26 protein-coding genes and 3 pseudogenes are annotated in these 22,617 nt (G+C 71.5%); 11 read left to right on the top strand and 18 right to left on the bottom strand.

Annotated features, from left to right (window positions below; all coding sequences use genetic code 11):
- A complete protein-coding gene (locus ACIRR9_RS38455; RefSeq protein ID WP_403761981.1) occupies nt 1-1,440 on the top strand; it encodes a gamma-aminobutyraldehyde dehydrogenase in 1,440 nt (479 codons plus the stop codon).
- Nucleotides 1,441-1,446: 6 nt separating this feature from the next.
- Here ACIRR9_RS38455 and ACIRR9_RS38450 read toward each other — a convergent pair.
- Nucleotides 1,447-1,860: pseudogene (locus tag ACIRR9_RS38450) on the bottom strand (prolyl oligopeptidase family serine peptidase); the annotation flags it as partial.
- A gap of 157 nt (nt 1,861-2,017) precedes the next feature.
- Between ACIRR9_RS38450 and ACIRR9_RS38445 the strand changes: the two are divergent.
- Nucleotides 2,018-2,434: pseudogene (locus ACIRR9_RS38445) on the top strand (DUF4872 domain-containing protein); the annotation flags it as partial.
- Here ACIRR9_RS38445 and ACIRR9_RS38440 read toward each other — a convergent pair.
- The 8 genes from ACIRR9_RS38440 to ACIRR9_RS38405 form a co-directional block, all read right to left on the bottom strand.
- The gene (locus ACIRR9_RS38440) at nt 2,422-3,201 is read right to left on the bottom strand and encodes a polysaccharide deacetylase family protein (protein WP_384563194.1); all 780 of its coding nucleotides are present in this window, start codon (nt 3,199-3,201) and stop codon (nt 2,422-2,424) included. The pseudogene ACIRR9_RS38445 and the gene ACIRR9_RS38440 overlap by 13 nt on opposite strands.
- A gap of 32 nt (nt 3,202-3,233) precedes the next feature.
- On the bottom strand, nt 3,234-4,373 hold the full coding sequence (locus tag ACIRR9_RS38435) for an acyltransferase family protein (protein ID WP_403761977.1): 1,140 nt from the start codon (nt 4,371-4,373) through the stop codon (nt 3,234-3,236).
- Nucleotides 4,374-4,386: 13 nt separating this feature from the next.
- Nucleotides 4,387-4,542, bottom strand: a complete 156-nt coding sequence (locus ACIRR9_RS38430; RefSeq protein ID WP_403761974.1) for a hypothetical protein — start codon at nt 4,540-4,542, stop codon at nt 4,387-4,389.
- Nucleotides 4,543-4,638: 96 nt separating this feature from the next.
- The gene (locus tag ACIRR9_RS38425; RefSeq protein WP_403761971.1) at nt 4,639-5,595 is read right to left on the bottom strand and encodes a transporter; all 957 of its coding nucleotides are present in this window, start codon (nt 5,593-5,595) and stop codon (nt 4,639-4,641) included.
- Nucleotides 5,592-6,509 (bottom strand): ATP-binding cassette domain-containing protein, encoded by a 918-nt coding sequence (locus tag ACIRR9_RS38420; protein WP_403761967.1) that lies wholly within the window; start codon nt 6,507-6,509, stop codon nt 5,592-5,594. Before ACIRR9_RS38420 ends, ACIRR9_RS38425 begins: the two co-directional genes overlap by 4 nt.
- Entirely contained in the window at nt 6,506-6,925 is a 420-nt protein-coding gene (locus tag ACIRR9_RS38415) for a GntR family transcriptional regulator (protein ID WP_403761964.1), read from the bottom strand. Before ACIRR9_RS38415 ends, ACIRR9_RS38420 begins: the two co-directional genes overlap by 4 nt.
- A gap of 123 nt (nt 6,926-7,048) precedes the next feature.
- Entirely contained in the window at nt 7,049-7,450 is a 402-nt protein-coding gene (locus tag ACIRR9_RS38410; protein WP_403761961.1) for a cupin domain-containing protein, read from the bottom strand.
- A gap of 72 nt (nt 7,451-7,522) precedes the next feature.
- Complete coding sequence (locus ACIRR9_RS38405) at nt 7,523-7,852, bottom strand: carboxymuconolactone decarboxylase family protein (RefSeq protein ID WP_403761958.1); 330 nt, start codon at nt 7,850-7,852, stop codon at nt 7,523-7,525.
- Nucleotides 7,853-8,107: 255 nt separating this feature from the next.
- Here ACIRR9_RS38405 and ACIRR9_RS38400 point away from each other — a divergent pair, with 255 nt between their 5' ends.
- Nucleotides 8,108-8,587, top strand: a complete 480-nt coding sequence (locus tag ACIRR9_RS38400) for a hypothetical protein (protein ID WP_403761955.1) — start codon at nt 8,108-8,110, stop codon at nt 8,585-8,587.
- Nucleotides 8,588-8,612: 25 nt separating this feature from the next.
- Here ACIRR9_RS38400 and ACIRR9_RS38395 read toward each other — a convergent pair whose 3' ends face one another.
- A complete protein-coding gene (locus tag ACIRR9_RS38395; protein ID WP_365344376.1) occupies nt 8,613-8,963 on the bottom strand; it encodes a helix-turn-helix domain-containing protein in 351 nt (116 codons plus the stop codon).
- Nucleotides 8,964-9,079: 116 nt separating this feature from the next.
- On the opposite strand from ACIRR9_RS38395, the gene ACIRR9_RS38390 reads away from it, so the two are divergent.
- Complete coding sequence (locus ACIRR9_RS38390) at nt 9,080-9,802, top strand: ANTAR domain-containing protein (protein ID WP_403761952.1); 723 nt, start codon at nt 9,080-9,082, stop codon at nt 9,800-9,802.
- A 68-nt stretch (nt 9,803-9,870) separates the two neighbouring features.
- Here ACIRR9_RS38390 and ACIRR9_RS38385 read toward each other — a convergent pair whose 3' ends face one another.
- Nucleotides 9,871-10,026, bottom strand: coding sequence for a DUF6131 family protein (locus ACIRR9_RS38385; protein WP_365344373.1), 156 nt, complete (start codon nt 10,024-10,026; stop codon nt 9,871-9,873).
- A gap of 346 nt (nt 10,027-10,372) precedes the next feature.
- Here ACIRR9_RS38385 and ACIRR9_RS38380 point away from each other — a divergent pair, with 346 nt between their 5' ends.
- A complete protein-coding gene (locus ACIRR9_RS38380; protein ID WP_403761949.1) occupies nt 10,373-10,915 on the top strand; it encodes a hypothetical protein in 543 nt (180 codons plus the stop codon).
- Between the two features lie 46 nt (nt 10,916-10,961).
- Here the strand turns inward: ACIRR9_RS38380 and ACIRR9_RS38375 are convergent, their stop codons facing one another.
- The gene (locus ACIRR9_RS38375) at nt 10,962-11,495 is read right to left on the bottom strand and encodes a GNAT family N-acetyltransferase (RefSeq protein ID WP_403761946.1); all 534 of its coding nucleotides are present in this window, start codon (nt 11,493-11,495) and stop codon (nt 10,962-10,964) included.
- 157 nt (nt 11,496-11,652) lie between these two features.
- Here ACIRR9_RS38375 and ACIRR9_RS38370 point away from each other — a divergent pair, with 157 nt between their 5' ends.
- Nucleotides 11,653-11,883, top strand: a complete 231-nt coding sequence (locus tag ACIRR9_RS38370) for a hypothetical protein (protein ID WP_403761943.1) — start codon at nt 11,653-11,655, stop codon at nt 11,881-11,883.
- Nucleotides 11,876-12,346, top strand: coding sequence for an aldo/keto reductase (locus ACIRR9_RS38365; RefSeq protein ID WP_403762232.1), 471 nt, complete (start codon nt 11,876-11,878; stop codon nt 12,344-12,346). Before ACIRR9_RS38370 ends, ACIRR9_RS38365 begins: the two co-directional genes overlap by 8 nt.
- Before the next feature lie 63 nt (nt 12,347-12,409).
- Here ACIRR9_RS38365 and ACIRR9_RS38360 read toward each other — a convergent pair whose 3' ends face one another.
- Nucleotides 12,410-12,796 (bottom strand): hypothetical protein, encoded by a 387-nt coding sequence (locus ACIRR9_RS38360; RefSeq protein ID WP_403761940.1) that lies wholly within the window; start codon nt 12,794-12,796, stop codon nt 12,410-12,412.
- Nucleotides 12,797-12,963: 167 nt separating this feature from the next.
- Between ACIRR9_RS38360 and ACIRR9_RS38355 the strand changes: the two are divergent.
- Both ACIRR9_RS38355 and ACIRR9_RS38350 read left to right on the top strand, forming a co-directional pair.
- Nucleotides 12,964-13,263 (top strand): annotated as a pseudogene (locus ACIRR9_RS38355) (GAF domain-containing protein); the annotation flags it as partial.
- The gene (locus ACIRR9_RS38350) at nt 13,242-13,586 is read left to right on the top strand and encodes a helix-turn-helix domain-containing protein (protein WP_403761937.1); all 345 of its coding nucleotides are present in this window, start codon (nt 13,242-13,244) and stop codon (nt 13,584-13,586) included. The pseudogene ACIRR9_RS38355 and the gene ACIRR9_RS38350, both read left to right, overlap by 22 nt.
- 79 nt (nt 13,587-13,665) lie before the next feature.
- On the opposite strand, the gene ACIRR9_RS38345 is transcribed toward ACIRR9_RS38350, so the two are convergent.
- The gene (locus tag ACIRR9_RS38345; RefSeq protein WP_403761934.1) at nt 13,666-14,544 is read right to left on the bottom strand and encodes a CAP domain-containing protein; all 879 of its coding nucleotides are present in this window, start codon (nt 14,542-14,544) and stop codon (nt 13,666-13,668) included.
- 679 nt (nt 14,545-15,223) lie between these two features.
- On the opposite strand from ACIRR9_RS38345, the gene ACIRR9_RS38340 reads away from it, so the two are divergent.
- A complete protein-coding gene (locus tag ACIRR9_RS38340; protein ID WP_403762229.1) occupies nt 15,224-16,711 on the top strand; it encodes a hypothetical protein in 1,488 nt (495 codons plus the stop codon).
- A 5-nt stretch (nt 16,712-16,716) separates the two neighbouring features.
- The gene (locus tag ACIRR9_RS38335) at nt 16,717-17,655 is read left to right on the top strand and encodes a lysylphosphatidylglycerol synthase domain-containing protein (RefSeq protein WP_403761931.1); all 939 of its coding nucleotides are present in this window, start codon (nt 16,717-16,719) and stop codon (nt 17,653-17,655) included.
- A 52-nt stretch (nt 17,656-17,707) separates the two neighbouring features.
- On the opposite strand, the gene ACIRR9_RS38330 is transcribed toward ACIRR9_RS38335, so the two are convergent.
- From ACIRR9_RS38330 to ACIRR9_RS38315, 4 genes are all read right to left on the bottom strand, one after another.
- The gene (locus tag ACIRR9_RS38330) at nt 17,708-18,454 is read right to left on the bottom strand and encodes a response regulator transcription factor (protein ID WP_403761928.1); all 747 of its coding nucleotides are present in this window, start codon (nt 18,452-18,454) and stop codon (nt 17,708-17,710) included.
- Between the two features lie 56 nt (nt 18,455-18,510).
- The gene (locus tag ACIRR9_RS38325; RefSeq protein ID WP_403761926.1) at nt 18,511-21,162 is read right to left on the bottom strand and encodes an ABC transporter permease; all 2,652 of its coding nucleotides are present in this window, start codon (nt 21,160-21,162) and stop codon (nt 18,511-18,513) included.
- A 67-nt stretch (nt 21,163-21,229) separates the two neighbouring features.
- Nucleotides 21,230-21,892, bottom strand: coding sequence for an ABC transporter ATP-binding protein (locus tag ACIRR9_RS38320; RefSeq protein WP_403761923.1), 663 nt, complete (start codon nt 21,890-21,892; stop codon nt 21,230-21,232).
- A complete protein-coding gene (locus tag ACIRR9_RS38315) occupies nt 21,879-22,613 on the bottom strand; it encodes an ABC transporter ATP-binding protein (RefSeq protein ID WP_403761920.1) in 735 nt (244 codons plus the stop codon). The genes ACIRR9_RS38320 and ACIRR9_RS38315 overlap by 14 nt, the downstream gene beginning before the upstream one ends.
- Between the last annotated feature and the right edge of the window lie 4 nt (nt 22,614-22,617).

The raw sequence follows: 22,617 nt of genomic DNA, 5'->3' as shown, positions 1-22,617 counted from the left end.
ATGAGCACCACGTTCCGCAACTACATCGACGGGGTGTTCGTCGATGCCTCGGACGGCCGCACGCTCGATGTGGTGGACCCCACCACCGGTGACGTCTACGCGACCTCCCCGCTCTCCGGGGCGGCGGACGTCGACGCGGCGATGGCGGCCGCGGCCGAGGCGTTCCCCGTCTGGCGCGACACCACGCCGTCCGTACGCCAGCTCGCACTGCTGAAGATCGCCGACGCGATGGAGGCACGGGCCGACGAACTGGTCGCCACCGAGAGCCGGGACACCGGCAAGCCGCTCCACCTCACCCGCAGCGAGGAGGTCGCCCCCGCCATCGACCAGGTCCGCTTCTTCGCGGGCGCGGCCCGGATGCTGGAGGGCCGTTCGGCCGGCGAGTACATGGAGGGGATGACCTCGATCATCCGCCGTGAGCCGGTCGGTGTCTGCGCGCAGGTCGCGCCCTGGAACTACCCCCTGCTGATGGCGGTGTGGAAGTTCGCCCCGGCGCTCGCGGCGGGCAACGCGGTCGTCCTCAAGCCCTCGGACACCACCCCGGCCTCCACGGTGCTGCTGGCCGAGATCATCGGCGGTGTCCTGGCGGAGCTGGCACTGCCCACCGGCATCTTCAACGTGGTCTGCGGCGACCGTGACACCGGCCGGCTGATGGTGGAGCACCCGACCCCCGCGATGGCCTCCATCACCGGCTCGGTACGCGCCGGCATCCAGGTCGCCCAGAGCGCGGCCAAGGACGTCAAGCGGGTCCACCTGGAGCTCGGCGGCAAGGCCCCGGCGGTGATCTTCGAGGACGCCGACCTGGAGAAGGCGGTCCAGGACCTGATCGTCGGCGGCTTCTTCAACGCCGGCCAGGACTGCACCGCCGCCACCCGCGTCCTGGTCCACGAGTCGGTCCACGACGAGTTCGTCGCCGCCTTCGCCAAGGCCGCGGCCGACACCAGGACCGGGCAGCCGGACGACGAGGACGTGCTGTACGGCCCCCTGAACAACGCGGGCCAGCTCGCCCAGGTCAGCGGCTTCGTCGAGCGCCTCCCCGAGCACGCCACGGTCCGGGCGGGCGGCCACCGGGTCGGCGAGAAGGGCTACTTCTACGCCCCGACCGTCATCTCCGGCCTCCGCCAGGACGACGAGATCGTCCAGAACGAGGTCTTCGGTCCGGTCGTCACCGTCCAGTCCTTCACGGACGAGGCCGAGGCCGTGCGGTACGCCAACGGCGTCGACTACGCGCTGGCCTCCTCGGTGTGGACCAGGGACCATGCGCGGGCGATGCGGATGTCGAAGAACCTCGACTTCGGCTGTGTGTGGATCAACACCCACATGGCACTCGTCGCCGAGATGCCGCACGGCGGGTTCAAGAAGTCCGGCTACGGCAAGGACCTCTCCGCGTACGGCTTCGAGGACTACACCCGGATCAAGCACGTCATGACGTCGCTCTGAGGCATCTCACATCGCTGAGCGGCCGGTCCTCGCCGAGCCGTCCGCGGCGGGCCGGTCGGTGTGGCCGGTCGGGAAGTCCGTGATGTAGGTCATCGTCTTCTCGGTCGACCAGGGCTTCGCGCTGCCGGCGGCGGAGTCGCCGGAGCCCGCGGAGGTGCTCGGCGAGGCGTTGGAAAGGGCTGAGACGCTCAGGTCACCGTGGCCGGCGCCGGTGAGCACCACGCGCTTGGCGCCGACGCCCTTGTCCTTGAGGGCGGTGAACAGGTTCAGGGCCTGGCTGGGGGAGACCAGCGGGTCGGCGCTGCCGTGCAGGAGAAGGAACGGCGGCGTCGACGAGGAGATGTGGGTGGCCGGGTCGGCGGCGGCCATCTGGCTGGTGTACTCCTTGACGGACCTGGTCGTCCCGGGGCCGTAGACCCATTGCGCGGCCGGGTTGCCCGCGGCGTAGTTGCCGTCCTTGGCAGCCTGGTCGTAATCGGCGGCGGCCGCGGTCGAGTGCCTGCAGTTCGGCGACGCGCTCCAGACTGACCGTCAGCCCGCGCCAGGCGTCGGCGTCCTCCGCCCCTTCCCGGGTGGCTTCCTCGATCCGCCCATCGCCAACCTCGGCCACCGGGGCATCGAGAAGGCCGGCAGGCCGGTGGGCACGTGGCTCCGGCGCACCGACGACCCGCAACGGGACCTGCCGCAGGCCGCCCTCCTGATGGAGAGGGCCGGCACCGGCGGCGCCCTGTTCCGCAACCTCTACCGCGACTTCCTCGCCGAATGCACCCAACAGCTCGACAGCGGCCATCTGCGCACCGGTCTCAGGCTGTACATCGAGGCAGCCGCTCTGTGGACGGAAGTCGCGGCACTGATCACAAAGGCCGGTGCATCGGGCGATGCGCGGTGCCTGGTACGGGCAGGCGCCGTCCTCGGTGAACTCTCCCGCATCGAGCGCGAGGCCATGCAGGCGCTGAGCCGCCTCGGGAGGGCCGGGTGCCCTCAGGGGCGGTAGACCATGCCCGGCTGCGGTGTGGCGGGGGCGAGCAGCTGTGACACCGTGACGATGGTGTAGCCGCGCTGTTCGAGGGCCTTGATGATTCCCGGGACGGCGGGCACGGTCCCCTTGTGCAGGTCGTGCAGCAGGATGATGCCGTCGCGGTGGGTCTGGTCGAGCACCCGCTGGGTGATCAGAGCCGAGTCGGTCGTCTCGTAGTCCTTGGCCGTGACGCTCCACAGCACCTGAGCCAGCCCCAACTCCTTGCACACCTTGGCCACTTTGCGGTTGGTGCGGCCCTCCGGGGGACGCATCAGGACCGGCCTGGTGCCGGTGATCCGCTCGATGGCGTCCTGTGTCCGGGTCAGTTCCGCACGGGCGTCGGCCTCGTCGAGATCCGTCAACCTGGGGTGGGTCCAGGTGTGGTTGCCGATCTCCTGCCCCTCGGCCGCGATACGGCGCAGGATGTCGGGGTACTTCGAGATATGGCCTCTGCCCTGCACGAAGAACGTGGCGTGCAGACCGTCCTGCTTGAGGATGTCCAGCAGCTTGGGGGTCGTCGGACTCGGGCCCCCGTCGAAGCTGAGGGCGACGCATTTCGCCTTGCGGCAGTCGACGCTGCCGGCCACCGATCCCGACGCCGCGGCGCGGGCGGCGCGCGGCGAGGTGTGGTCGTAGGTCGTGACCGTCAGGGCCAGAGTGAGTGCGACGGCCAGGGCCGCGGCCACCGCTGTCGCGGCGGCGATGAGTATCCGCGAGCGTCTTGTGCGCAGGGTGAAGGGCACGTGCGACCTTTCTCCGGACGGAGTTTCGAGGGCTATCGGGTGCGGGTGAGAGCCGGCTGGGCCGCCACGTCCCGCACCCGCATGTCGAGCGTCAGGCGATGCCTCAGCAGGTGTCCGAGCCGACGTTCCACCGTTCTGTGGATGAGCAGGGACAGCCCCAGCATGCAGACGACGGACACCGCCATCCAAGGCAGCGGCCCCGGTCCGGGAAAGGCCCGGATCAAGCCTTTGGCCAAGGGAATTCCGATGCTTTGGTGGACGAGGTAGAAGGGGTAGGTGAGTTCCCCCGCGATGACCGGCCAGCGCCAGCGCAGCCTCGTCAGCGGTCCCCCGGCACCGGCCAGCGCCAGCAGCCCGAGACAGACCGTGAGTACGGCCGCGCACACGGCCCAGGAGGGCGGGCTCTCGCCGGGGGGTACGGTGGCGTGGTCGGCCACCCGGCGTCCGAGCGCGGTGAGTTCGTAGCACCAGGCGAAGCCCAGCAGCAGCCAGAGCAGCAGGCTCTGTCCGAACCTGCGTATGAGGTAGAGGACGATTCCGGCGACGAACAGGCCGGTGTACCGGGGCAGTACGAGTTCGTCGAGCAGGGGCGAGTGCAGTTCGAGTGCGATGACGCCGGCCAGCAGCCAGCCTCCGCAGAAGATCACCACTCGCCGGTACGACAGCCCGAAGACCAGCAGCACGGCCATCAGCAGGTAGAACCGGGCCTCCACCCAGAGCGTCCAGCCGACCCGGTCGACCAGTTCGACTCCCAGCGGGCCCGGGGCCATTGTCAGGTTTCCCAGGACGGTACGGAGGTCGATGCGGGTGGCGGCGGGCCAGTGGCCGATCCGTGAGACCAGGACGAGCGCGACGACGAGAAGGACGGCGCACCAGTAGGCGGGGAAGAGCCGTGCGATACGGGAGACGGTGAACTGTGCGGGAGTCCGCCCCCAGCAGCTCATGCAGATGACGAAGCCGCTGATGGCGAAGAAGAACTCCACGCCGAGCCAGCCGTAGCGGCTGATCTCGTGCAGGAACGGGGCGAGGTCCCGGAGCTCGGTCCGGCCCCAGAAGTGCGGGGTGGGCGTTCCGAGGAAGTGGTAGGCGGCCACCATGACCGCTGCCACCAGGCGGAGCCCGTCCATCGCGACCAGGCGCTCCGGCCCGGTCCGCGGTCGGCGAGACGGCATGTCGTGGACCGTCTCAGTCGGTGGGCAGAGGGGAACGGCGGACACGTGTCCCGGACCGGCCGTGCGGGCCCTTCTCCCGGCCTGCGGCGCGGTCGACGAAGGTGCCGGGCGAGATGTCCGTGCCGTGGTGGGTGCGTGGTGTCTTCGGTGACTTGGCGTCGGCGGGCATGGCGGAGCGACCTCCGTGCAGCAGTGGTGACCGGGGGATCCCGGTGAGGGAGAAGACAACGAGGAAGGGGCCGATGGCCCGTTGCGGCTGCCGCGGTCAGACGCGGCGGCGCAGGAGCAGCACGGTGACGACCGTGAGCAGTGCGGCGAGGCCGCCGAGGACGGCGGTGTCGGTCCACTGGAAGGTCCAGTAGTCACTCGCCGGGTTGGCCTCGTAGAAGCGGGCCACGTACCCGTGCGCCGCCATGCACTCCTTGAGCTGGGTGCCGGACGGGTAGGCGCAGTTGAACACGGAGTCGTGGCGGCCGGAGGCGGTGATCAGGCCGTAGGTGCCGGTCGACCACTTCTCGCCCATCGGCGCTTTGGGGATGCTGCCGGCGCTGACGTAGATGTGCGGCGGGACCAGCAGCCGGGCCCGGTGCGTCCACTCCAGCAGGAGTGTCATCACCCCCGTCACCAGCAGGGTCAGGCCCATCGCCGCCAGCACCCGGCGGGCCAGCAGGCCCAGCAGGGTGCCGGCCGCCAGGCCGAACAGGGCGGCCGCCACGACGCGGGGACCCGAGCCGCTCAGGGCCGTGTCGTCGTACCAGAACAGGCCGTAGCTCCGGTCGGCGGCCGGTCTCCACCACCAGGCGAACACCCCCGCCAGCAGGCCGGAGAGGGCGGTCGTGACCGCCGCGGCCAGGGCGAACCGGGTCGCGAACCACTGACCGCGGCTCACGCCCTGGGCGAGGACCATGCGGTGCGTGCCCAGTTCCCGGTCGCGGCCCAGCAGCGGGGCGCCCCAGAAGACACCGATGACGACGGGCAGGGCGATGTTCAGCGCTCCGAGGTATTTCAGCGGCGTGACCTCCAGCAGCAGGGGCAGGCCGGTGTAGGGCCGTGTGCAGTACAGCGGCCCGGTGGCGCAGTGGTCGAACAGTCCGCTGTGCAGGGCGTCCAGCATGCCCGAGCGGAAGTACGCGGCGATCGCCGCGGCGACGACGAGGACGGCCACGGCGATGCCGACCGAGGCGCGTTGCTGCCGCCATGCGAGCCAGAGGGAGCCCTTCACGCCGCCGCCTCCGTCCGCTCGACGAGGGTGGTGGCGGGGTGCCTCGGCTCACCGGCCTGGAGGTAGCCGATCAGGACGTCCTCCAGACCGGGCCGTTCGACATGCCAGTCGCCGCGCAGCGGTCCGCGCTGCCGTATGAGGGCGGTCAGCTGTCTGCCACTGGTACGGCTCCGTACGACGGTGTGCTGTCCGGCCAGGGTGTCGGCCTGGTCGGCGGGGCCGGTCAGCAGGGCATGGCTCTCGCGCAGCACCTCGGCGTCCTCGCTCAGTTCGACGCGGCCGTCCCGCAGCACCAGCACCCAGTCGCAGGTCTCCTCGAGTTCGGGCAGGACGTGCGAGGACAGTACGATGTTCATGGCGCGCTCGGCGGCCTCGGCCATCAGCTCCGCCATGATCTCGCTCCGTGCCACGGGGTCGAGGTCGGCCAACGGCTCGTCGAGAAGCAGGAGTTCGGGCTGCTTGCCCAGCGCCAGGGCGAGCGCGACGCGGGTGCGCCGGCCGGGGGACAGTTCGCCGACGCGGGCGTGGAGCGGGATGCCGCCCTCGCGGACGATCCGCTCGGCGGTCGCCCGGTCCCAGGAGGAGTTCAGCTTCTCGCCCATCAGCAGGGTGTCCGCCACGGTGAAGCGGGGGTAGAGCGGCTTGTCCTGGGTGAGCAGCGCGACCCGGGCGCGGGCCTCGGGCGTGCCGGGCACGGTGCCCAGCACCCGGAGTTCCCCGGAGCCGGGCCGCAGCAGGCCGCCGGCCAGGTGCAGCAGGGTGCTCTTGCCGGCGCCGTTGCGTCCGACGAGGGCGGTGATACGACCGCTGGGCACGGTGAACCCGCAGTCCCGCAGGGCCCGGCCGCCCCGCCTGCGGTACCGGAATCCCAGTCCCGTGGCGCACAGCGCGGCCGACGCGTCAGGCCCGGTCATGCATCCTCCTTCTTCCGGTCCCGGTCGCCCGGGGTTCCGCTGTCGTGGGCGTCCAGGGCGGCGCTGACCAGGGCGAGGACATCGGCCCGCTCCAGGCCCGCGGCCCGGGCGCGGGCCACCCAGTCGGTGACCTCCCGGCGCAACGGGGAGTCGTCCTCCGAGCCGGGCCGGGCGAGCGACCGTGTGACGAAGGTCCCGAGGCCGCGGCGCAGTTCCACCAGACCGGACTGCTCCATGTCGCGATAGGCCCGCAGCACGGTGTTGGGGTTGATGGCGGTCGCCGCCACCACCTCCCTCGCCGTGGGGAGCTTGTCCCCGACCCGCAGGGTGCCCATCCGGAGCGCCCGTTCGGTCTGCTCGACGATCTGCACGTAGGCCGGTACGCCGCTGCCGCGGTCGATCCGGTAGTCGATCACGTCGCCTTCCTCGGCTCCACCATGCTTGTGTTAATGAATTAATGGAAGCATGGTGGAAGTCCGGCGGCGATGTCAAACGGCGATGTCAGACGCGGAGGGAAGAAGGAGCTCGGATCGAGCGCGTCAGGAGCGCGTGCGGTGGCGAGGGCCGCCGTACTCGCCGTCGGTGACGTGCTCCAGCCAGTCGACGTCGTCCGTCTCCCACAGGGCGATATGGGTCATGAAGTGGTCGGGTGCGGCGCCGTGCCAGTGCTCCTCGCCCGGCGGAGTCCAGACCACGTCACCCGGACGCGCTTCGAGGATCTCTCCGCCGCGGGACTGGATCAGGGCGATGCCCTCGACGATGTAGAGGGTCTGCCCCAGACCGTGGGAGTGCCAGGCGGTCCGCGCGCCGGGGGCGAAGCGGACCGCGTTCGCCCGGGCGCGGGAGGGTTCCTCTCCGCGGTAGATGACGTCGGCCCACGCGTCGCCGGTGAACCACTCGGCCGGCAGCTTGATCGTCGGCTGCTTCTTCAACAGTTCCATCGTGAAACGTCTCTTTCGTGGTGCGCAGGTGCCGGCAGCCCTGCCAGGACTGCCGCGGGGAAGGCAGGGAGGTCAGGCGGCGGGACCCTCGGTCTCCTCAGTGATGGCCTTGAGTCGGGTGACGGCGGTCATGGCGGTGGGCCAGCCGGCGTAGAAGGCCAGGTGGGTCAGGGCCTCGCCGAGCTCTTCCTTCGTCAGGCCGTTCGCCAGGGCGAGCTCGAGGTGGAAGCCGAGCTGCTCGGTGCGGTAGAGCGCGGCCAGTGCGGTGACGGTGACCAGACTGCGGTCACGTGGGGACAGCTCGGCACGGTCCCACACGTCTCCGAAGAGGACCTCGTCGGTCAGCTCGACCAGCTTGGGGGCCACGGAGGCCAGGGCTTGCGGTGCGGTCTGCTGGGCCATGGTGCGGAATGCTCCTTGTGTCGATCGTCCGGGCGGTTCACGGGCCCTCGGGTCCGTTCCCGGCGGCCACGATCGAGGAAACCGCCGGTCACGCGGATGGGGAAGGCAACGCTGTTCCGGGTAACGGCAGTACCTGTCAGGGGAGGCGGTGCCGGAGCCGACGGCGCCGCCGGTGGAGTGGGCACGGCTCGGTCCGGCGTTCGAAGTGGTCCGGGTGGCGGGCGCCCCGAATGGCCCGATGGGATCATGGTGGACATGGTTCGAGAGCCGCAGCCGAGCCGCCTCGGCGTCACCTCCGGCGTCATCCTCGTGACGCTGGTGGTACAGGGACTCCTGCTCCCGGCGGCGGTGCGCCGGGCGAAGCTGCCTCCCGACACGTCGGTCGTCGAGGAGCGCAACCTCGCCGAGACGACCGCCATCGAAGCGGCGCTCGAGGCGATGCCGCGGCTCGCCGTCGAACTGGGCACGGGGCCGAAGACCGTCGAGTGGCTGCGCCAGGAGTACGAGGGGCGGCTGGCGTCCGCGCGGGCCCTGGGGGCGGGCGCCGAGGACGACCCCGCGCTGCTGCTGCACCAGGACTACACCGCACTGCACCTGGCCCTGATCGCCCACAGACGTGCCACCGTCGTCCGCCTGAGGGACGAACGCCACATCGATGACACCGTACTGCGCCGTCTGCAGGCGGACCTCGACAGCGAGGAGGTCCGGCTGTCCGGCGGCGCCACGGTGGAGTGACCGGCGTAGGGGCTCAGAATCCGGCTCAGGACTCGGTTCGGGCCTGCTCGACCATGCCCTGGCGTTCGACCTCGTCCCTGACCAGCATCGACAGCAGAGAGGCCACGGTGAGCCCGGCCTCGGCCGGATGGCGCAGGACCTTGCTCGGGTCGATCCGGTAGTGGTTGGTGCGGCCACTGCGGGTGTGGGAGAGATAACCGTCCTGTTCGAGATCCGAGATGATCTTCTGGACGGCACGTTCGGTGAGCCGGCAGCGGGCTGCGATGTCCCGGATCCGCGCGCTGTGGTTGTCGGCGATGCTCGCCAGGACGCGCGCGTGATTGGTGACGAACGTCCATCCCGTATGAGGCTCGGGCACTCCATCGACTCCCAGCATGACCAAATCCTACGACTGTTTGTTCACGCACACAAAAGCAGGAAATTCTATTCACGTATCTCTTGACGTATGAGGCTGGGGCGTAAGAACCTGGTGAAGGAGACGTGGAGGAGGCGATGATGACCGAATCGTCCTACGACACTCCGGGTGCGGGTGAAGGCGCGGTCGTACGCGCTGCGTCGCTTCCGTCGGCCAACGTCCTGCTGGTGCGGGCGGGACCGGACGACGCCCGGGTGTCGGTCACGCTGAGCGGGGAGTTCTGTCTCGACGACAGCCAGAACCTGCGACACTCTTTGACCCGCGCCCTCACCAGGTCGGCCGAGGGGATCGACCTGGACCTGGGAGGCACGACGTTCGCGGACTGCTCCGCGCTCAACGTCCTGTTGGCCGTTCGCCGTCAGGCGGTGCAGGACGGCAAGACGGTCACCGTCACCACCGCGAGCCCGGTCGTCGAACGCCTGCTGACCGTCACGGACACCTACGACCTCTTCCTGCCTGCACACGATGACGACGGGCTGCTGCAGGTCGAGCTCGTACAGCTGCGGCGTGCGATGCGGACCAGGCCGGACATCGACCTGGCCCGCGGAATACTCATGGCGTCCTTCGGCCTGAACCCCGACGAGGCCTGGGAGGCGCTGGTCACGGCCTCCCAGAACACCAACACCAAACTGCACCGGCTGGCCCGGGACGTGGTCGCCACCGTGGTGCAGGGGGCGTCGCTGCCCGGTCAGGTCCAGCGGCAGCTCACCATCGCCGTCGCCCGGGTCCGGAACGCCGAGGCCGAACCGCCGGGCCGGCCGCCGCGACAGGCGGTGTGGTCGGCGGGGGAGCGTGCATAGGCGACGCCCCTGACGATGTTCTGTTCCACGGCTACTGCGCGGTGCCTGTTCGCCTGCCTCGGTCCGGGCTACCAGTAGTGGCGTCGGCCGGCGACGGCGTGGCCGAGCGAGCCGAGCAGGAACAGGATGAGCCCGATCACGAGCAGGACGACCCCGATCGTCCACAGGAGACCGATGTTGAAGACGAATCCGAGGACGAGGAGGATGATGCCCAGGGCGATCATTGCCTTCTCCTCTCTCTCCGGCCGAACTGTCGGCCGCTGATGGTGGGATGACGGCGGCAACTCGTCCGCGTCCCCGGTCCGTTCCGGGTGCCGGTGGACATCGGATCGAGCTCCTTTCCGCTGGGGCGATGTCTTTGCGGGTACCCCTTCTGCTCCGAATATTCCGATGCGCGGACGTTTGCCCGGCGGCTCGGGGTCACGCGTCCTGTGGGTCCGGACGCCGAGGCCAGCGCGCATCCCCTCACCACTTGGGTTCCGAACAGGTGCCTGCTCCACTGCGTACAACCTTCCGGAAGGTCATCGGTCTAAACAGGCACACACCTACGCGAACTACCGGGGGGTAGTCATGCGACGTACAGGTACTGCACTGGCCGCGATGATGCTGGCGGGCGGCGGTCTGCTGGCCGGCACGGTTCCGGCGGTGGCGGCCGCGCCGACGGCCGTGGACTGTGCCGTGACGTGGGGGAGCCTGGACAAGACCGGTGACTCCGTCGCCTCCAGGCGACTGACCGACGTACGGACCGGACAGCACGAGTGCTTCGACCGTCTGGTCTTCGACGCCCAGGGCACGGCGGCCGACCCGATCGGCTACACCGTCCGCTATGTCGACGTACTGCACCAGGACCCGTCCGACGCCGTGGTCCCGATCAAGGGCGGAGCCATTCTGGAGATCTCGCTGTTCTCCCCGCGCTCCGACCCGGCGACCGGACAGCCCTACCCGCCGCTCCCGTCCGTCGACGTCACCGGGTACCGGACCTTCCGGGAGTTCAAGATCACAGGTGGCTCGGAGGGCTACACCCAGGCCGGACTGGGTGTCCGCGCCCGGCTGCCGTTCCGGGTCTTCCAGACGGCCAACCATCTCGTGGTGGACGTGGCTCACACCTGGTGAGGCGGACCACCAGGGCCGGCAGGTGCTGACCGACGAATCGGCCGGTTCACGCCTGGAACTCGGTGAGATCGATGGTGTGAACGCGCAGCGGGTAGCCGTACACCGGATGCGCCGTCTCCCGCTCGGGCACCATGCCGAGCTTGCGGATGACGTTCTCGGAGGCGTCGTCACCCACCCGGTTGATGCTGATGACGCGCTCCAGGCCACGGTCCTGGAGCGCGAACTCCAGTGTGGCGTGCGCGGCTTCGGACCCGTATCCCTGGCCCCAGAACTGTGAGCCGAGCCGCCAGTCGATCGCCACGGCGGGCATCACCTCCGGCAGGAACTCGGGCACGGACAGCCCTGTGAAGCCGATCAGTTCGCCCGAGCCCAGCAGCTCGACGGCGAAGAGTCCGAAGCCCTCCTCGTCCCACTCCTCCTCCCACCGCTCGATGTCCTCGGCCGTACGGTCCAGGTCGTGCACCGAGCCGTCGCCGACCCAGCGCATGACCCGTGGGTCCGCGTTGATGTCCGCCATCGGTACGAGGTCGTCGTCGTGCCAGCTGCGGAGGAGGAGACGGGGTGTGCGGATCTCGGTCATGCCCCCATCCTCGCAGCCTGCCGCAGGTGTGAATCCACGCCGCGCAACGGGATGTCATGTGTGGCGGCACATGATGGCAGCAATCTGCTGTGGCCGGCCACAGTGACCGCTGGTCCTTGCGGCATGAGACCGGCGGTCGGTACATGAGCGCGTCGGTGTGACCGGCCTGTTCCAGGCGGCCGGCGCGGAGAAGGCGGCCGCCGACGCCATCACCTTGTTCACCGCTCTCCAGCAACTTCCCTCCCTGGAATCGGCCTTGACCGCCTGGGAGAAGAACCGTCTCGACGAGGGGAACGCCCTCTACCGGCACGGCGTCGGGCTCGGGCAGCGGCTCGGCCTCAACGGGCCGGTGCCGGCCGGTGCCGCGGTGAGCGGCCCGAATCCCTGACCTCACTCACTCCGGCGACGCCCCCCGGTTCGTCGCCGCGCAGAACCACTACAACCTCCTCGATCGCCGTGCCGAGCTCGAAGTCCTGCCCGCCGCCACCGCGTTCGGCCTGGGGGCGCTGCCCTACTACCCCCTTGCCGGCGGGCTCCTGACCGGCAAGTACTCCTCCGGCAAGGCCCCGAAGGGTGCCCGCCTGACGCACTTCCGGCAGGACGACTTCGAGAACGCCGACCTGCAACAGCCCGCCGCCTCCGGTGACTTCGTCAAGCAGCGTGGCCTCACCGAGGTGCGGGCCGTCTTCTCCTGGCTAGGCTCCCGGCCCGCCGTCGCCTCGGTCATCGCCGGTGCCACCCGCCCCGAGCAGATCGCCCAGAACGCCGCCGTCGGGTACGAGTTCAGCGCGGACGACCTCGCGGAACTCGACGCGATCCTCCCGCCGCTGCCGCCGATCGCGCTCTTCTGACCTCCCTGAGCTTTTCAGCCTCTTGTGACAAGGCACGGCTGCTCCACGGGCTTCGGCGAGGTGTCACGCTCCCGGCAGCGGGCGGACCGTGAGGATCTGCGAGGCGTGTCCGACCGGTCCTTCGACGTCGTGCAGGACCGTGCTGGTCAGGCCCTGGCCGGTGGGGCCGAAGGTGACCTTGGTGTCCAATCCGGTCCAGGCGCCGCGCGGTTGGCGGTGGAGATGGATGGTCAGGTCGACGTTGGGGAACATCCACGCGGTGGGCGGCTGACGGACGGCGATGCCGTTCGCGGTGTCGACGAGGGCGACGTACGACGCGAGCGGTCCGGCCGCCCCACCGGCGACCAGCTCCAGCGGAGTCGAGACCCACGGCCCGGACGGGGTGGTGCGACCGGGCGGATCTGCACGGACCTGATGTAGCCGCCGGGCCAGACGTCGGTCGCAGGCCACGGGGCGAGTGACTCCGGCGGGGCGAGGCGGTCGTCGGGGCCGCCCATGACCGCGGTGGTGTCGAGGGCGGCCAGGAACCAGGCGCGGGCCCGCAGAACCGGGCGGCCGGCGATCCGTACCACCGCTTCGAGCAGCTCGATGGTCCGCCCGGGACGGACGGTCTCCACCTCGATCTCGCACTCGTCGAAGGCGAACCGGTGATCGTCGAGGACATCTCCCACGACCCCTCCTGCGGACCGTGGGCCGAAGTCGCCGAGGAGCACGGCCACCACTCGATGGCATCCGTCCCGCTGCGCAACCAGGGCGAGACCGTCGGCACCATGAACGTCTACGGCAGCGACCCCGCCGCCTCGGCCCCGGCGGCCTGGAGCTGCTCCAGATCCTCGCCAGCCACGCCGGCATCGCCCTGGAGACCGGCGCACAGCTGGAGCGCGACCGCCGTCGGGTGCGGGAACTCAGCGCGCTGAACGAGCTGCTCCGGCAGCACGCGGCCATCCACGACCGGTTCATCGGGGTCGCCCGGCGAGGCGGCGGCGTCACCGACATCGCGACCGAGCTGGCCGAGATCACGGACCGCCGCGCCACCGACCTGGTCACCACCCTGCGCACCTACCTCGACCACGACCTCAACACCAACGCCACCGCCGAGGCGCTCTACATCCACCCCAACACCGTCGGCCTGCGCGTCAGACGCATCGAGAGCCTGCTCGGCGTCCGCCTCACCAGCGTCGGCGACCTGACCACCCTGCGCGCGGCGCTCGCCATCGACGACATCACGCGCGACGCCTGACCTGTCCGTCCGGCGCCGACCCGGTCGTCGTCAACCTGTTCGGCAGTCACCTCGGAGCAGCGTGGCAGGCGGCACCCGCTCAACGGGCGGTGGCGAAGTCCTGGGTCCAGTAGCTGCCGGGCTGTGCGAGACCGACGCCGATCTCCTTGAACGCGCAGTTGAGGATGTTGGCCTTGTGGCCGGGGCTGGCCATCCAGCCCGCCATGACCAGCTCGGGAGTGGCGTAGCCGTAGGCCACGTTCTCGCCGTAGGCGCTCCAGGTGTACCCGGCGGCGGTGATCCGGTCTCCGGGGGAGGAGCCGTCGGACCCGGAGTGCGACATGTTCTGGTGCAGCGCCATGTCCTCGCTGTGTGCCTGTGCGACCTTGGTCAGGGTCGTGTTCAGGGTCAGGGCCTGACAGCCGACCTTGCCGCGCTCGGCGTTGACGAGTGCCACGACGCGAGCGACGACCCCGGACGCCGTGGCGGTGGCCTTCGGGGTGCTCGACGGCTTGGGGGCCGCGGAAGCGGTGGCGGCGGGGGCGGTGGTGGTGATCCGGGGGCGGGGGCTGGGCGACGCGGTGGTCTTCCCGGCGCGCGCGGGGGCGTGATGAGCAGTCTTCGTGGCGTTCGCGGAAGCCTTCGGGGCCTTCGTGGCGTTCGCGGAAGCCTTCGGGGCCTTCGTGGCGTTCGCGGAAGCGCTCGGAGTCTTGGTGGCGCTCGGCGCCGCCGACGCCGTACGCGAGGGCTCGCCGGCCTGGTCGGTGGTCCAGGGGCGGCCCCAGCCGGCGTCGTTCCACCAGCCCTTCTCGTCCCACGAGTCCTTCGCTGCGCTGTTCCCGGCGCTGTCGGACCGGTGTCCGCCGCTGCCGGGCCAGTTGGTACAGGCCATGGCGGCGGACGGTATGCCCACGCTGCCCACGGCGACGGCAGCGACGACTATCCGCCGGTACTGCGTGTTCTTACGATGTTTAGCCATGAGTAACCCGCTCCTGAGCTGCGGCGGCGTCCTGAGGATCGTCATTCTTAGGAAGCCTTCACACGGGGCGCAAAGGGCCTCGGTACTAGCTCGCTTCGTAGGTGAGGACGGCCCTTGCCAAGGGGGCGGGGAGCGGTGGTCCGGTTTCCGGGGTCTCCCCGGAGTCCTGTCGCCCCGTCAGAATCCCTGCGTGCGCGCGGAACGGGAGAAGTCGACTCGCGATCGCAAAGCCGTGAATTCAGGCGTGACGCATGGGTGCCCCAAGTCAGACAAATCCCATATGTCGTTAGAGCGGCATCTACTATCGGGCATGCCTAGGCCGCGGATCCGCTGTGAGGGATGTCACGGAACCATGCGTTCCGGTTATGACTCGACATGGATGTCGCGGACTCGAGGCGCCCGGCGCCAGTAGGGGCGAGGGCGCCCGCCAAGACCATCAGCGGCGACGGTGCACGGTCCAGGCGCAGCAGACAGGGCAGCGGGAGAGGAACAGGGCCTTCTCCGCGGCCGGCGGTCCGCCGGGGGTGGCGGAGGCGAGGCTGCGTGATCCGACGCGTCACAACGGCCATGAGGAGGCGTCTTCTCACCTGCCTTTAACCCTACAAAACGTAGTGTGGGATGTCCTCCTGCGACCTGTAGAGGATCCGGCTCCGTGGCGTGCGACGACGAGAGGTGCAAGATGGCCGACGGCTCGAACGCCATGACGACCGGTGTCCCTCGCACCGGCCCCCCGCCACAGTCCGTCCGGCCCCGGCGTCCGAGGGGCGAACCATGGCTCGGGGCGGTCGCGGCCGCCTTCACGCTCGCCCAACTCGTCCTCGTACGGCCCGATCTCGGTCTCGGCTGGGACGAGACCGTCTACGTCAGCCAGGTCAGCGGTCACGTTCCCGCCGCCTACTTCAGCGCGCCCCGCTCCCGCGGCATCTCACTCCTCACCGCCCCGATCGCATCGTGGTCCGACTCCACCGTCCTGCTCCGGATCTACCTGGCCGTCCTCTCCGGCCTGGCTCTCTACTGCACCCTGCGCGTCTGGCGAGGCCACCTCAGGGCCCACGTCCTGGCCTTGGCCGGCGCCCTGTTCGCCTCCCTGTGGGTGACGCTGTTCTACGGCCCTCAGGCCATGCCCAACTACTGGGTCGCCATCGGCGCGCTGGCCTGCGTCGGCTGCTTCCTGCGCGCCCGCGCGAACGCACGCGACCGGCCTGCCTGGTGGGGTGTGTTCGCGGGCGCCGCGCTGATGGCCTGGATGCGCCCCATGGATGCGGTCTACGTCGTGCTGCCCCTGCTCGCGCTCTCCGTGCGCCGCCCGCGTCTTCTCGCCGTGCTGGTCGCGGGGCTGGTGGCGGGTGCCGGCGAGTGGGTGATCGAGGCGTATACGAGCTACGGCGGCCTCGCGCAGCGCCTGTCCGCCGCCTCCGCCATTCAGGGCGGCCTCGGCTGGCACCTCGCCGTACTCGACCAGTTGCGCAGTCTCGGCGGACGTACCCTGTGCCGGCCCTGCACCGGATCGGCCCCCGGCCCGGTGGTGACCCTGTGGTGGTACGCGCTGCCGCTCCTCGCCGTCCTGGGCGCTGTGGTCGCCGTCCGCGCCCGGCGCGCGCTGCCTGTCCTGCTGCCGTCGGCCTGTGCTGCCACGGCCGCGGTTCCCTACCTGTTCCTCATCGGCTACGCGGCCCCCCGCTTCCTGCTGCCCGCCTACGCCCTGCTCGCCCTCCCCGTGGCCCACGGCCTCGTCCACCTGGTCACGGCCCCGGCCGGCCGGATCGCGCGCACCGTCGCCGTCAGCCTGGTGGCGGTCGGTCTGGCGGGTCACCTGGCCGTGCAGTACGTCGTTCTGGAGCACACCGTGCACAGCTCCGCCGCCTCCCGCGCCGACTGGGCCCGCACCGCCGCCGCTCTCCGCAGACTCGGTGTACGGACGCCGTGCCTGCTCAGCGGTTACGACGCTGTCCCCGTCGCCTTCCATATCGGCTGCGGCTCCGCCCAGACGACGGGGCATGACGCCAGCACCACCCTGGCCGAGCTGGCGCACGCCGCTCACCGCACATCCTTCGCCGTCCTCGTTCCGCCGGGCAGCCGTCCGCCCGCGTACGCGCGCGCCTGGACCGAGGAGCAGGCCGGCGTTCTCCGCGCGTACGTGGCACCCGATGTACGGCAGGGGAGGTGACCGTCGTGACCGCGACCGAGAGCCTGCCGACCGCCATGGGCAGGCGCCTGTACTTCCAGCTGGGAATCACCCTGATCGTGCTCGCCGCCGCCGGCTGGATGCTCGCCGCGCACCGGGCCACGCTCGACAGCGGCACCGACCGGCTGGCCGCCGCCGACAGGGAGTGGCTGGTGCTCGCCTGCGTCGCCGCCGTGGCCACCTGGGTGTGCGCGGCCGTGGCGCAGCAGGGGGCGGTGATCGAACGGCTGCCCAGGGGACGGCTGGTGGCGGCGCAGTTCGCGGCCGGCGCCGCCAACCACCTCCTTCCGGCCGGGGCCGGAGCGACGGTGGTCAACCTGCGGTTCCTGACGCGGTGCGGGCTGTCCACCCGGCGCTCGGCGACCGCGCTGGCGGTGAAGGCGGCCGTCGGCGGGATCGTCCGGTGCGCGCTGGGCGTGGCCCTCCTGGTCGCCTCGCCCGGCACGGTCCATCTCTCCGCGCGGGTCCCGCATGCGCTGGTCCTGCTGCCGGCGGCGGCCGGAGCCGTAGCCCTGGTGGTCGCGGTCAGCGGCCGCCTCAGACGAGAGGTGAGCCGAGCCTTCGTCGACGTGCGGGACGTGCACCGGTCCCGGGCGCGGGCCTGCGCGCTGTGGGGCGGGTCGGTCGCGTTCGCTCTGCTGCATGCCGCTGTGGTCGTCGCCATGGTCCATGCCATCGGCCTCGGCCTTCCCGCGAGCCGTGTGGTCATGGCCTACCTGGTCGCCAGCGGCGCGGCAGCGCTGCTGCCGACACCGGGCGGGCTGGGGTCGCTGGACGCCGCGCTCGCCCTCGCGCTCACGGCGGCCGGAGCGCCGGGACCGGCGGCGGTCTCGACGGTCCTCGGCTACCGCCTGCTGACCGGGTGGCTGCCGATGGCCCCCGGGTTGTTGGTCCTGGCGCTGCTGGCCCGCCGCTCGGCCTTGTGAACCGGCAAGGTGCTCGCCGTACCGGGGGCGTCCTCGCATCTTCTCGATCCGGTCAGTCCGGTGGATCCGACTGCCGTTCCAGCCGGTACCCGTGCCCCCGCAACGTGGTGATCCGGGGCAGCCGGGCCTGCCGTCCGTCCGCCTGTGCCGCCTCGGTCAGCCTGCGGCGCAGGCCCGCCAAGGTCACGTCGAGGGTCTTGGTGGAGCCGAACCAGTTCTCGTCCCACACCTCGGCCATCAGTGTCTCGCGCGAGACCGCCTCGCCGGCCCGCTCGGCGAGCACCGCGAGCAGGTCGAACTCCTTGGCCCGCAGCCGGACTTCGACGCCGAGCAGGGCACAGCGCCGGGCCGTTACGTCGACGACCAGATCGCCCAGCCGCACCGGATCCCGGACCGGCGCGGCCACCGCGTGCCGCCTGAGATGAGCCCGCAGCCGGGCGAGCAGCACGGTCAGACTGAACGGCTTGACCAGATAGTCGTCGGCCCCGGCGTCCAGCCCGGCGATGATGTCGATGTCGTCGGTCCGTGCCGTCAGTACGACGATCAGCAGCTCGGGGAGGCGGGCGCGCAGCTGCCGGGCGACGTCCAGGCCGTCCATGTCCGGCAGCCCCAGGTCCAGCAGCAGTACCTCGTACGGTGCCCGTCCGGCCTCCGCCAGTGCGCCCGCTCCGGTGCGGCACCACGTCGGGGCGTAGTCGTGGCCCCGCAGGCCGGTCTCCAGGTGGCGGCCGATGGTGTCGTCGTCCTCGACGACCAGGACGCGCAGTCGGCTGCGGTCCGGTGCGGCGGGCATGCGCATGGTCGACAGCCTAGGAGCTGCCGGGGCGCGGGGCTTGTCGTCGGTGCACGCCGGGTTCACAGGTCGCGGAGCTCCTCCACGGCGGGGCGGTGGCTGCCGCGGATGCCGTTGAGGGCCGCGGCCAGGAGGGCGGCGACGGCGGCGGCCCCTGTGAGTGCCAGGTAGGCACCGGGGATCGACAGGGTCGCGGGTGGTGGATCGAAGACGCCGGTCAGGACCTTGACCAGCATCTCCGACAGGACCCAGCCGATGAGGGCGCCTCCGGCCAGACCGCCGACGGCCAGCAGCAGGGCCTCGGAGAGGACCATGCCGCGCAGGTGGCGTGGTTGCGCGCCGAGGACCGTGGCGATGGCGAACGTGCGGCGCCGTTCGGCGAGTCCGAGGGCGAGGACCAGGCCGCCGGCCCCGGCGGCGAGCAGGACGGCGAAGGCCAGCTCGATGCGGGTGAGGCCGGCCAGGTCGACGGAGGTCAGGCTGGTGCCCACGGTGCCGCGGGTCTGGGTGAGGTCGGTGACGGTGGCCCCGGTACCGAGCTGCGTGCGCAGGTGGGCGGCGATCCGCTGCTGGTTCGTGCCACCGGTGTCGAGGAGGAAGGCGCCCACCGAGTCGTCGCCGGTGGCCTTGGCGATGTAGGAGGCGTTGGCGACGAAGAAGCTGTCCTTGGGGGCGGTGGGGAACTCCTTGGCGATACCGGCGTAGTGGAAGGGGACCGTGCGCAGGGACTTGGTGCGGGCGTCCTGGATGCGCAGGTTGACGGTGTCGCCGGGGGAGAGCTGGAAGTCGTTCACGGTCTCGACGCTGACGAGGAGGTTGTCCGGGCGCTGGGCGAGGCGCCGCATCAGCTGGTCGGCGGTGCCGCCCGCGAAGTAGGCGTCCTGGAGCGAGGTGGCGTCGGCGACCGTGTCCGGCCGGACGCCGTAGAGGTCCTGCAGGTCGGAGCCGACGTAGGCGAAGCGGTGCTGGAGGGGTTCGGCGTGCCGTACGCCGGAGATCTTCAGCGCGGCCCCGGCAGCGGGCGGGACTCGGGCGCCGGGTGGTTCGGTGACGGTGACGTCGGCGCCGTTGGTCAGCCGGGCGTCGACCTCGGCCTGCTGGTGGTAGGTGGCGTTGAAGACGGCGGTGGAGATCGCGAAGGAGACGGCGAGGGCGAGCAGGACCACCGACCGGGCGAACGGGCGACTGCGCCGGGCCAGGACGGCGGCGGTGGTGCCGGCCAGGGTCGCGGTCAGCGGCCGGACCAGCCGGGCCAGGCCGGGACGGCCGTGGGTGAGGGCGAGCAGGGTCAGGCGCCACAGCAGCAGGGCCGCCCCGATCCACAGCAGGGCGGGGCCGAGGAAGGCCCAGTAGGACACGGAGATGCTGGGGACGCCCTCGGGCGCGAGGACGAGTGCGTACTGGTTGCCGGAGGAGGCGCGGAAGACGAGCCACGAGCAGATCAGGAGGGCGAAGTCCATGCCGTAGCGCAGCCACCAGGGCGATCGGGTGCGTCGTAGGTCCTCCTGTCTGCGGGTGTCGGCGACGGTGACCGTGCGCAGGTCCCGCAGGGCGGGGACGAGGACCGCAGCTGCGGCCACGGCGGCTCCGAGTGCGAAGGCGACGGCGTACCAGAGGGACCAGGTGGCCGCGCTCGCACCGAAGGAGGCCGTGCCGAAGGCGAGCCGGCCGGTGAGGGCGGCGATGCCCAGTCCCGCCAGGCCGCCGAGGAGGCCGATGAGAGCGGCTTCCAGGCCGGCGAGGCCGGTGATCTGACGGGGCCGCAGGCCACGCAGCCGCAGCAGCCCCTGTTCCTGGCGGCGCCGTTCACCGCCGGCCGAGGCGACCGCCGCCGTCAGCGCGGCGGCCAGCACCGCGCCCGGCACACCGAGGAAGAGGAAGAGGATCTGGGCGTACAGGGCGTCCTGGCGGGCCGAGTCGAGTGCCGCGCCGACGTTGTTGCCGACCAGGGCCGTGCCCGCGGAGCGGGCTTCGAGGTGGTGGGCGGCGCCGGTGACCGCGGAGAACGCGGAGGCCGGGTCGGAGGGCAGCCGGGTGGTGTCGCGAGCGGTGTGGATCTGGGTGGTGACACCGGTGGCGCCGCGGGTGAGAGCGGCGAAGCGGGCGGCGGGCAGCAGGACGACGTTGTCCGGGGGCGCGGTCGGCTGGGACTGGCTGGGGGCGCCGACGGTCTGGAAGAGGGAGTCGGCCTGCGGCAGGTCGACCACACCGTCCACCCGCACCTGGCGCAGACCCGCACCGGGCAACCGGATGCCGATGGTGTCGCCGGGGGCCGCGTGCAGGTTGGAGGCGGTCTGCTGGGCCAGCAGGACACCGGTGGACGAGCCGGAGAGCGTGCGGACGGCGTCGGGGAAGCGGGCGCGGTAGCCGTCGGGCAGGCCGAGGGCCATGCCGGGGCCGGTGGCCTGGGTGCTTCCCTGCACGCGGGCCGTGAAGCCGTCGGTGCGGGCGTAGCCGACCGGCAGCGCGGCACGGGTGCCGCCGGCGGCGCGCACCAGGGACAGAACGGAGTTCGGGTCGGCGCCGGGCTGCACCTGGACCTGCCAGTCCACGGCGACCGAGCGCACGGCACGCTGCGTCATGGTCGCCTTCGACGCGGTCAGGAAGGAGCCGAGTGCGGCGACCAGGGCGACCGCGAGCGCGATGCCGGTCAGGGCGGCCAGGAGCCGTCCGGTGCGGTGGCGGGCCAGTCCATGGGCCCAGGCGGTGATCATGGCATCTCCTCGGTGGCCGACTGGGTTCCGGTGCGGTGCCGGGGCAGTCCCCGCGCCCGGGCGGTGGTCACGGAACCTCCTCGGGGGCGAGCAGCCGCCCGTCGCGCATGCTGCGGCGGACGGTGAGCCGGGCGGCGACGGCGGGGTCGTGGGTCGTGACGACGAGGGCCGCGCCGGTGTGGTCGGCGGCCGTCAGCAGGGCGTCCAGGACACGGGTGCCGGTGGCGTGGTCGAGGCGGCCGGTGGGCTCGTCGGCAAGGATCAGGCGTGGCGCCTGGGCCAGGACCCGGGCGGCGGCCACTCGCTGGGCCTGGCCGCCGGAGATCTCCTCGGGGAGCCGGTCGGCCAGGTCGGCGGCGTCCACGAGGGCGAGTGCCGCGAGCGCGCACAGTCGCGCCTCGCCCTCCGGACGATCGGCGAGGACCAGGGGCAGAGCGGTGTTCTCCGCCACGTTCAGGGCGGGGATCAGGCTGTCGCCCTGGAACACCAGGCCGATGTCGTACGGCCCGAGCGAGGCGGCCCGGGTGACGGTGCCGCTGGTGGGCTGTTCGAGCCCGGCGAGCAGGTGCAGCAGTGAGCTCTTGCCCGATCCCGAGGGGCCGACGACCGAGAGCCGGTCCCCGGCCCTGACGACCAGGTCGGCCCCGTGCACGGCCACGACCGCCTGAGATCCCCGGCCGAAGGTCAGCGCCGCGTCCGCGCAGCTGACAAGTACCTCATCCGACGGCATCGGGCGCCTCCTCGCGGTTCTGCCGCCGTGCGTCGGTGGCCTTGCCGTCCGTCAGGGTGATCACCCGGTCCGCGATACGGACGGCTTCCCGGCTGTGCGTGACGATCAGTACCGCGCACCCCTCCGCGGCCCGCTCCCGCACCATCGAAAGGACCAACTGCTCGGTCTCGCCGTCCAGTTCACCGGTCGGTTCGTCGGCGAGCAGGACGGCCGGCGCGTTGGCCAGCGCGACGGCGAGTCCGGCCCGCGCCAGCTCTCCGCCGGACAGTTGACGCGGCAGCGCGTGCGCCCGGCCGGCCAGCCCCACCCGGGCCAGGAGTTCCCCGGCCGGGACGGGAGCCCGACGGCCCAGTGCCCGCTGCGGCAGGCGGACGTTTTCGCGCACGCTCAGGTGCGGCAGCAGGTTGCGGGTCTGCAGCAGGACGCCGATGTGCCGGGCCCGCAGCCGGGCCCGCTCGGTCTCGGGCCGGTGGCTGATCCGCACGCCGTCGACGTGGACCTCGCCGCCGGAGGGCTCGTCGAGTCCGGCCAGGCACGCCAGCAGGGTCGACTTGCCGGCCCCGGACGGGCCCACGACCGCGACCGTCTCGCCGCGCCGCACCCTCAGCGACACCCCGCGCAGTGCGAGTGTCTCCTCCTCGCCGGCCCGGTAGAAGCGGTACAGCTCGCGGGCCGTGAGGACATCGTCGGCGCCGCCGGCGCCCTGTGTGCCGTCGGACATGGCG

The organism is Streptomyces sp. NPDC101234, from assembly GCF_044767525.1.
GTDB classification, from domain to species: domain Bacteria; phylum Actinomycetota; class Actinomycetes; order Streptomycetales; family Streptomycetaceae; genus Streptomyces; species Streptomyces sasae.
Note: the sequence above shows the minus strand (reverse complement) of the source record. Positions and strands in the feature narration are given on the sequence as shown.

Excerpts from the sequence above, each read along its gene's own strand:
- ACIRR9_RS38455 (WP_403761981.1), top strand. The coding sequence starts at position 1 with ATGAGCACCACGTTCCGCAACTACATCGACGGGGTGTTCGTCGATGCC.
- ACIRR9_RS38435 (WP_403761977.1), bottom strand. The coding sequence starts at position 4,373 with ATGCCGTCTCGCCGACCGCGGACCGGGCCGGAGCGCCTGGTCGCGATG.
- ACIRR9_RS38430 (WP_403761974.1), bottom strand. The coding sequence starts at position 4,542 with ATGCCCGCCGACGCCAAGTCACCGAAGACACCACGCACCCACCACGGC.
- ACIRR9_RS38420 (WP_403761967.1), bottom strand. The coding sequence starts at position 6,509 with ATGACCGGGCCTGACGCGTCGGCCGCGCTGTGCGCCACGGGACTGGGA.
- ACIRR9_RS38410 (WP_403761961.1), bottom strand. The coding sequence starts at position 7,450 with ATGGAACTGTTGAAGAAGCAGCCGACGATCAAGCTGCCGGCCGAGTGG.
- ACIRR9_RS38405 (WP_403761958.1), bottom strand. The coding sequence starts at position 7,852 with ATGGCCCAGCAGACCGCACCGCAAGCCCTGGCCTCCGTGGCCCCCAAG.
- ACIRR9_RS38400 (WP_403761955.1), top strand. The coding sequence starts at position 8,108 with ATGGTTCGAGAGCCGCAGCCGAGCCGCCTCGGCGTCACCTCCGGCGTC.
- ACIRR9_RS38395 (WP_365344376.1), bottom strand. The coding sequence starts at position 8,963 with ATGCTGGGAGTCGATGGAGTGCCCGAGCCTCATACGGGATGGACGTTC.
- ACIRR9_RS38390 (WP_403761952.1), top strand. The coding sequence starts at position 9,080 with ATGATGACCGAATCGTCCTACGACACTCCGGGTGCGGGTGAAGGCGCG.
- ACIRR9_RS38385 (WP_365344373.1), bottom strand. The coding sequence starts at position 10,026 with ATGATCGCCCTGGGCATCATCCTCCTCGTCCTCGGATTCGTCTTCAAC.
- ACIRR9_RS38380 (WP_403761949.1), top strand. The coding sequence starts at position 10,373 with ATGCGACGTACAGGTACTGCACTGGCCGCGATGATGCTGGCGGGCGGC.
- ACIRR9_RS38375 (WP_403761946.1), bottom strand. The coding sequence starts at position 11,495 with ATGACCGAGATCCGCACACCCCGTCTCCTCCTCCGCAGCTGGCACGAC.
- ACIRR9_RS38345 (WP_403761934.1), bottom strand. The coding sequence starts at position 14,544 with ATGGCTAAACATCGTAAGAACACGCAGTACCGGCGGATAGTCGTCGCT.
- ACIRR9_RS38340 (WP_403762229.1), top strand. The coding sequence starts at position 15,224 with ATGGCCGACGGCTCGAACGCCATGACGACCGGTGTCCCTCGCACCGGC.
- ACIRR9_RS38330 (WP_403761928.1), bottom strand. The coding sequence starts at position 18,454 with ATGCGCATGCCCGCCGCACCGGACCGCAGCCGACTGCGCGTCCTGGTC.
- ACIRR9_RS38325 (WP_403761926.1), bottom strand. The coding sequence starts at position 21,162 with ATGATCACCGCCTGGGCCCATGGACTGGCCCGCCACCGCACCGGACGG.
- ACIRR9_RS38320 (WP_403761923.1), bottom strand. The coding sequence starts at position 21,892 with ATGCCGTCGGATGAGGTACTTGTCAGCTGCGCGGACGCGGCGCTGACC.
- ACIRR9_RS38315 (WP_403761920.1), bottom strand. The coding sequence starts at position 22,613 with ATGTCCGACGGCACACAGGGCGCCGGCGGCGCCGACGATGTCCTCACG.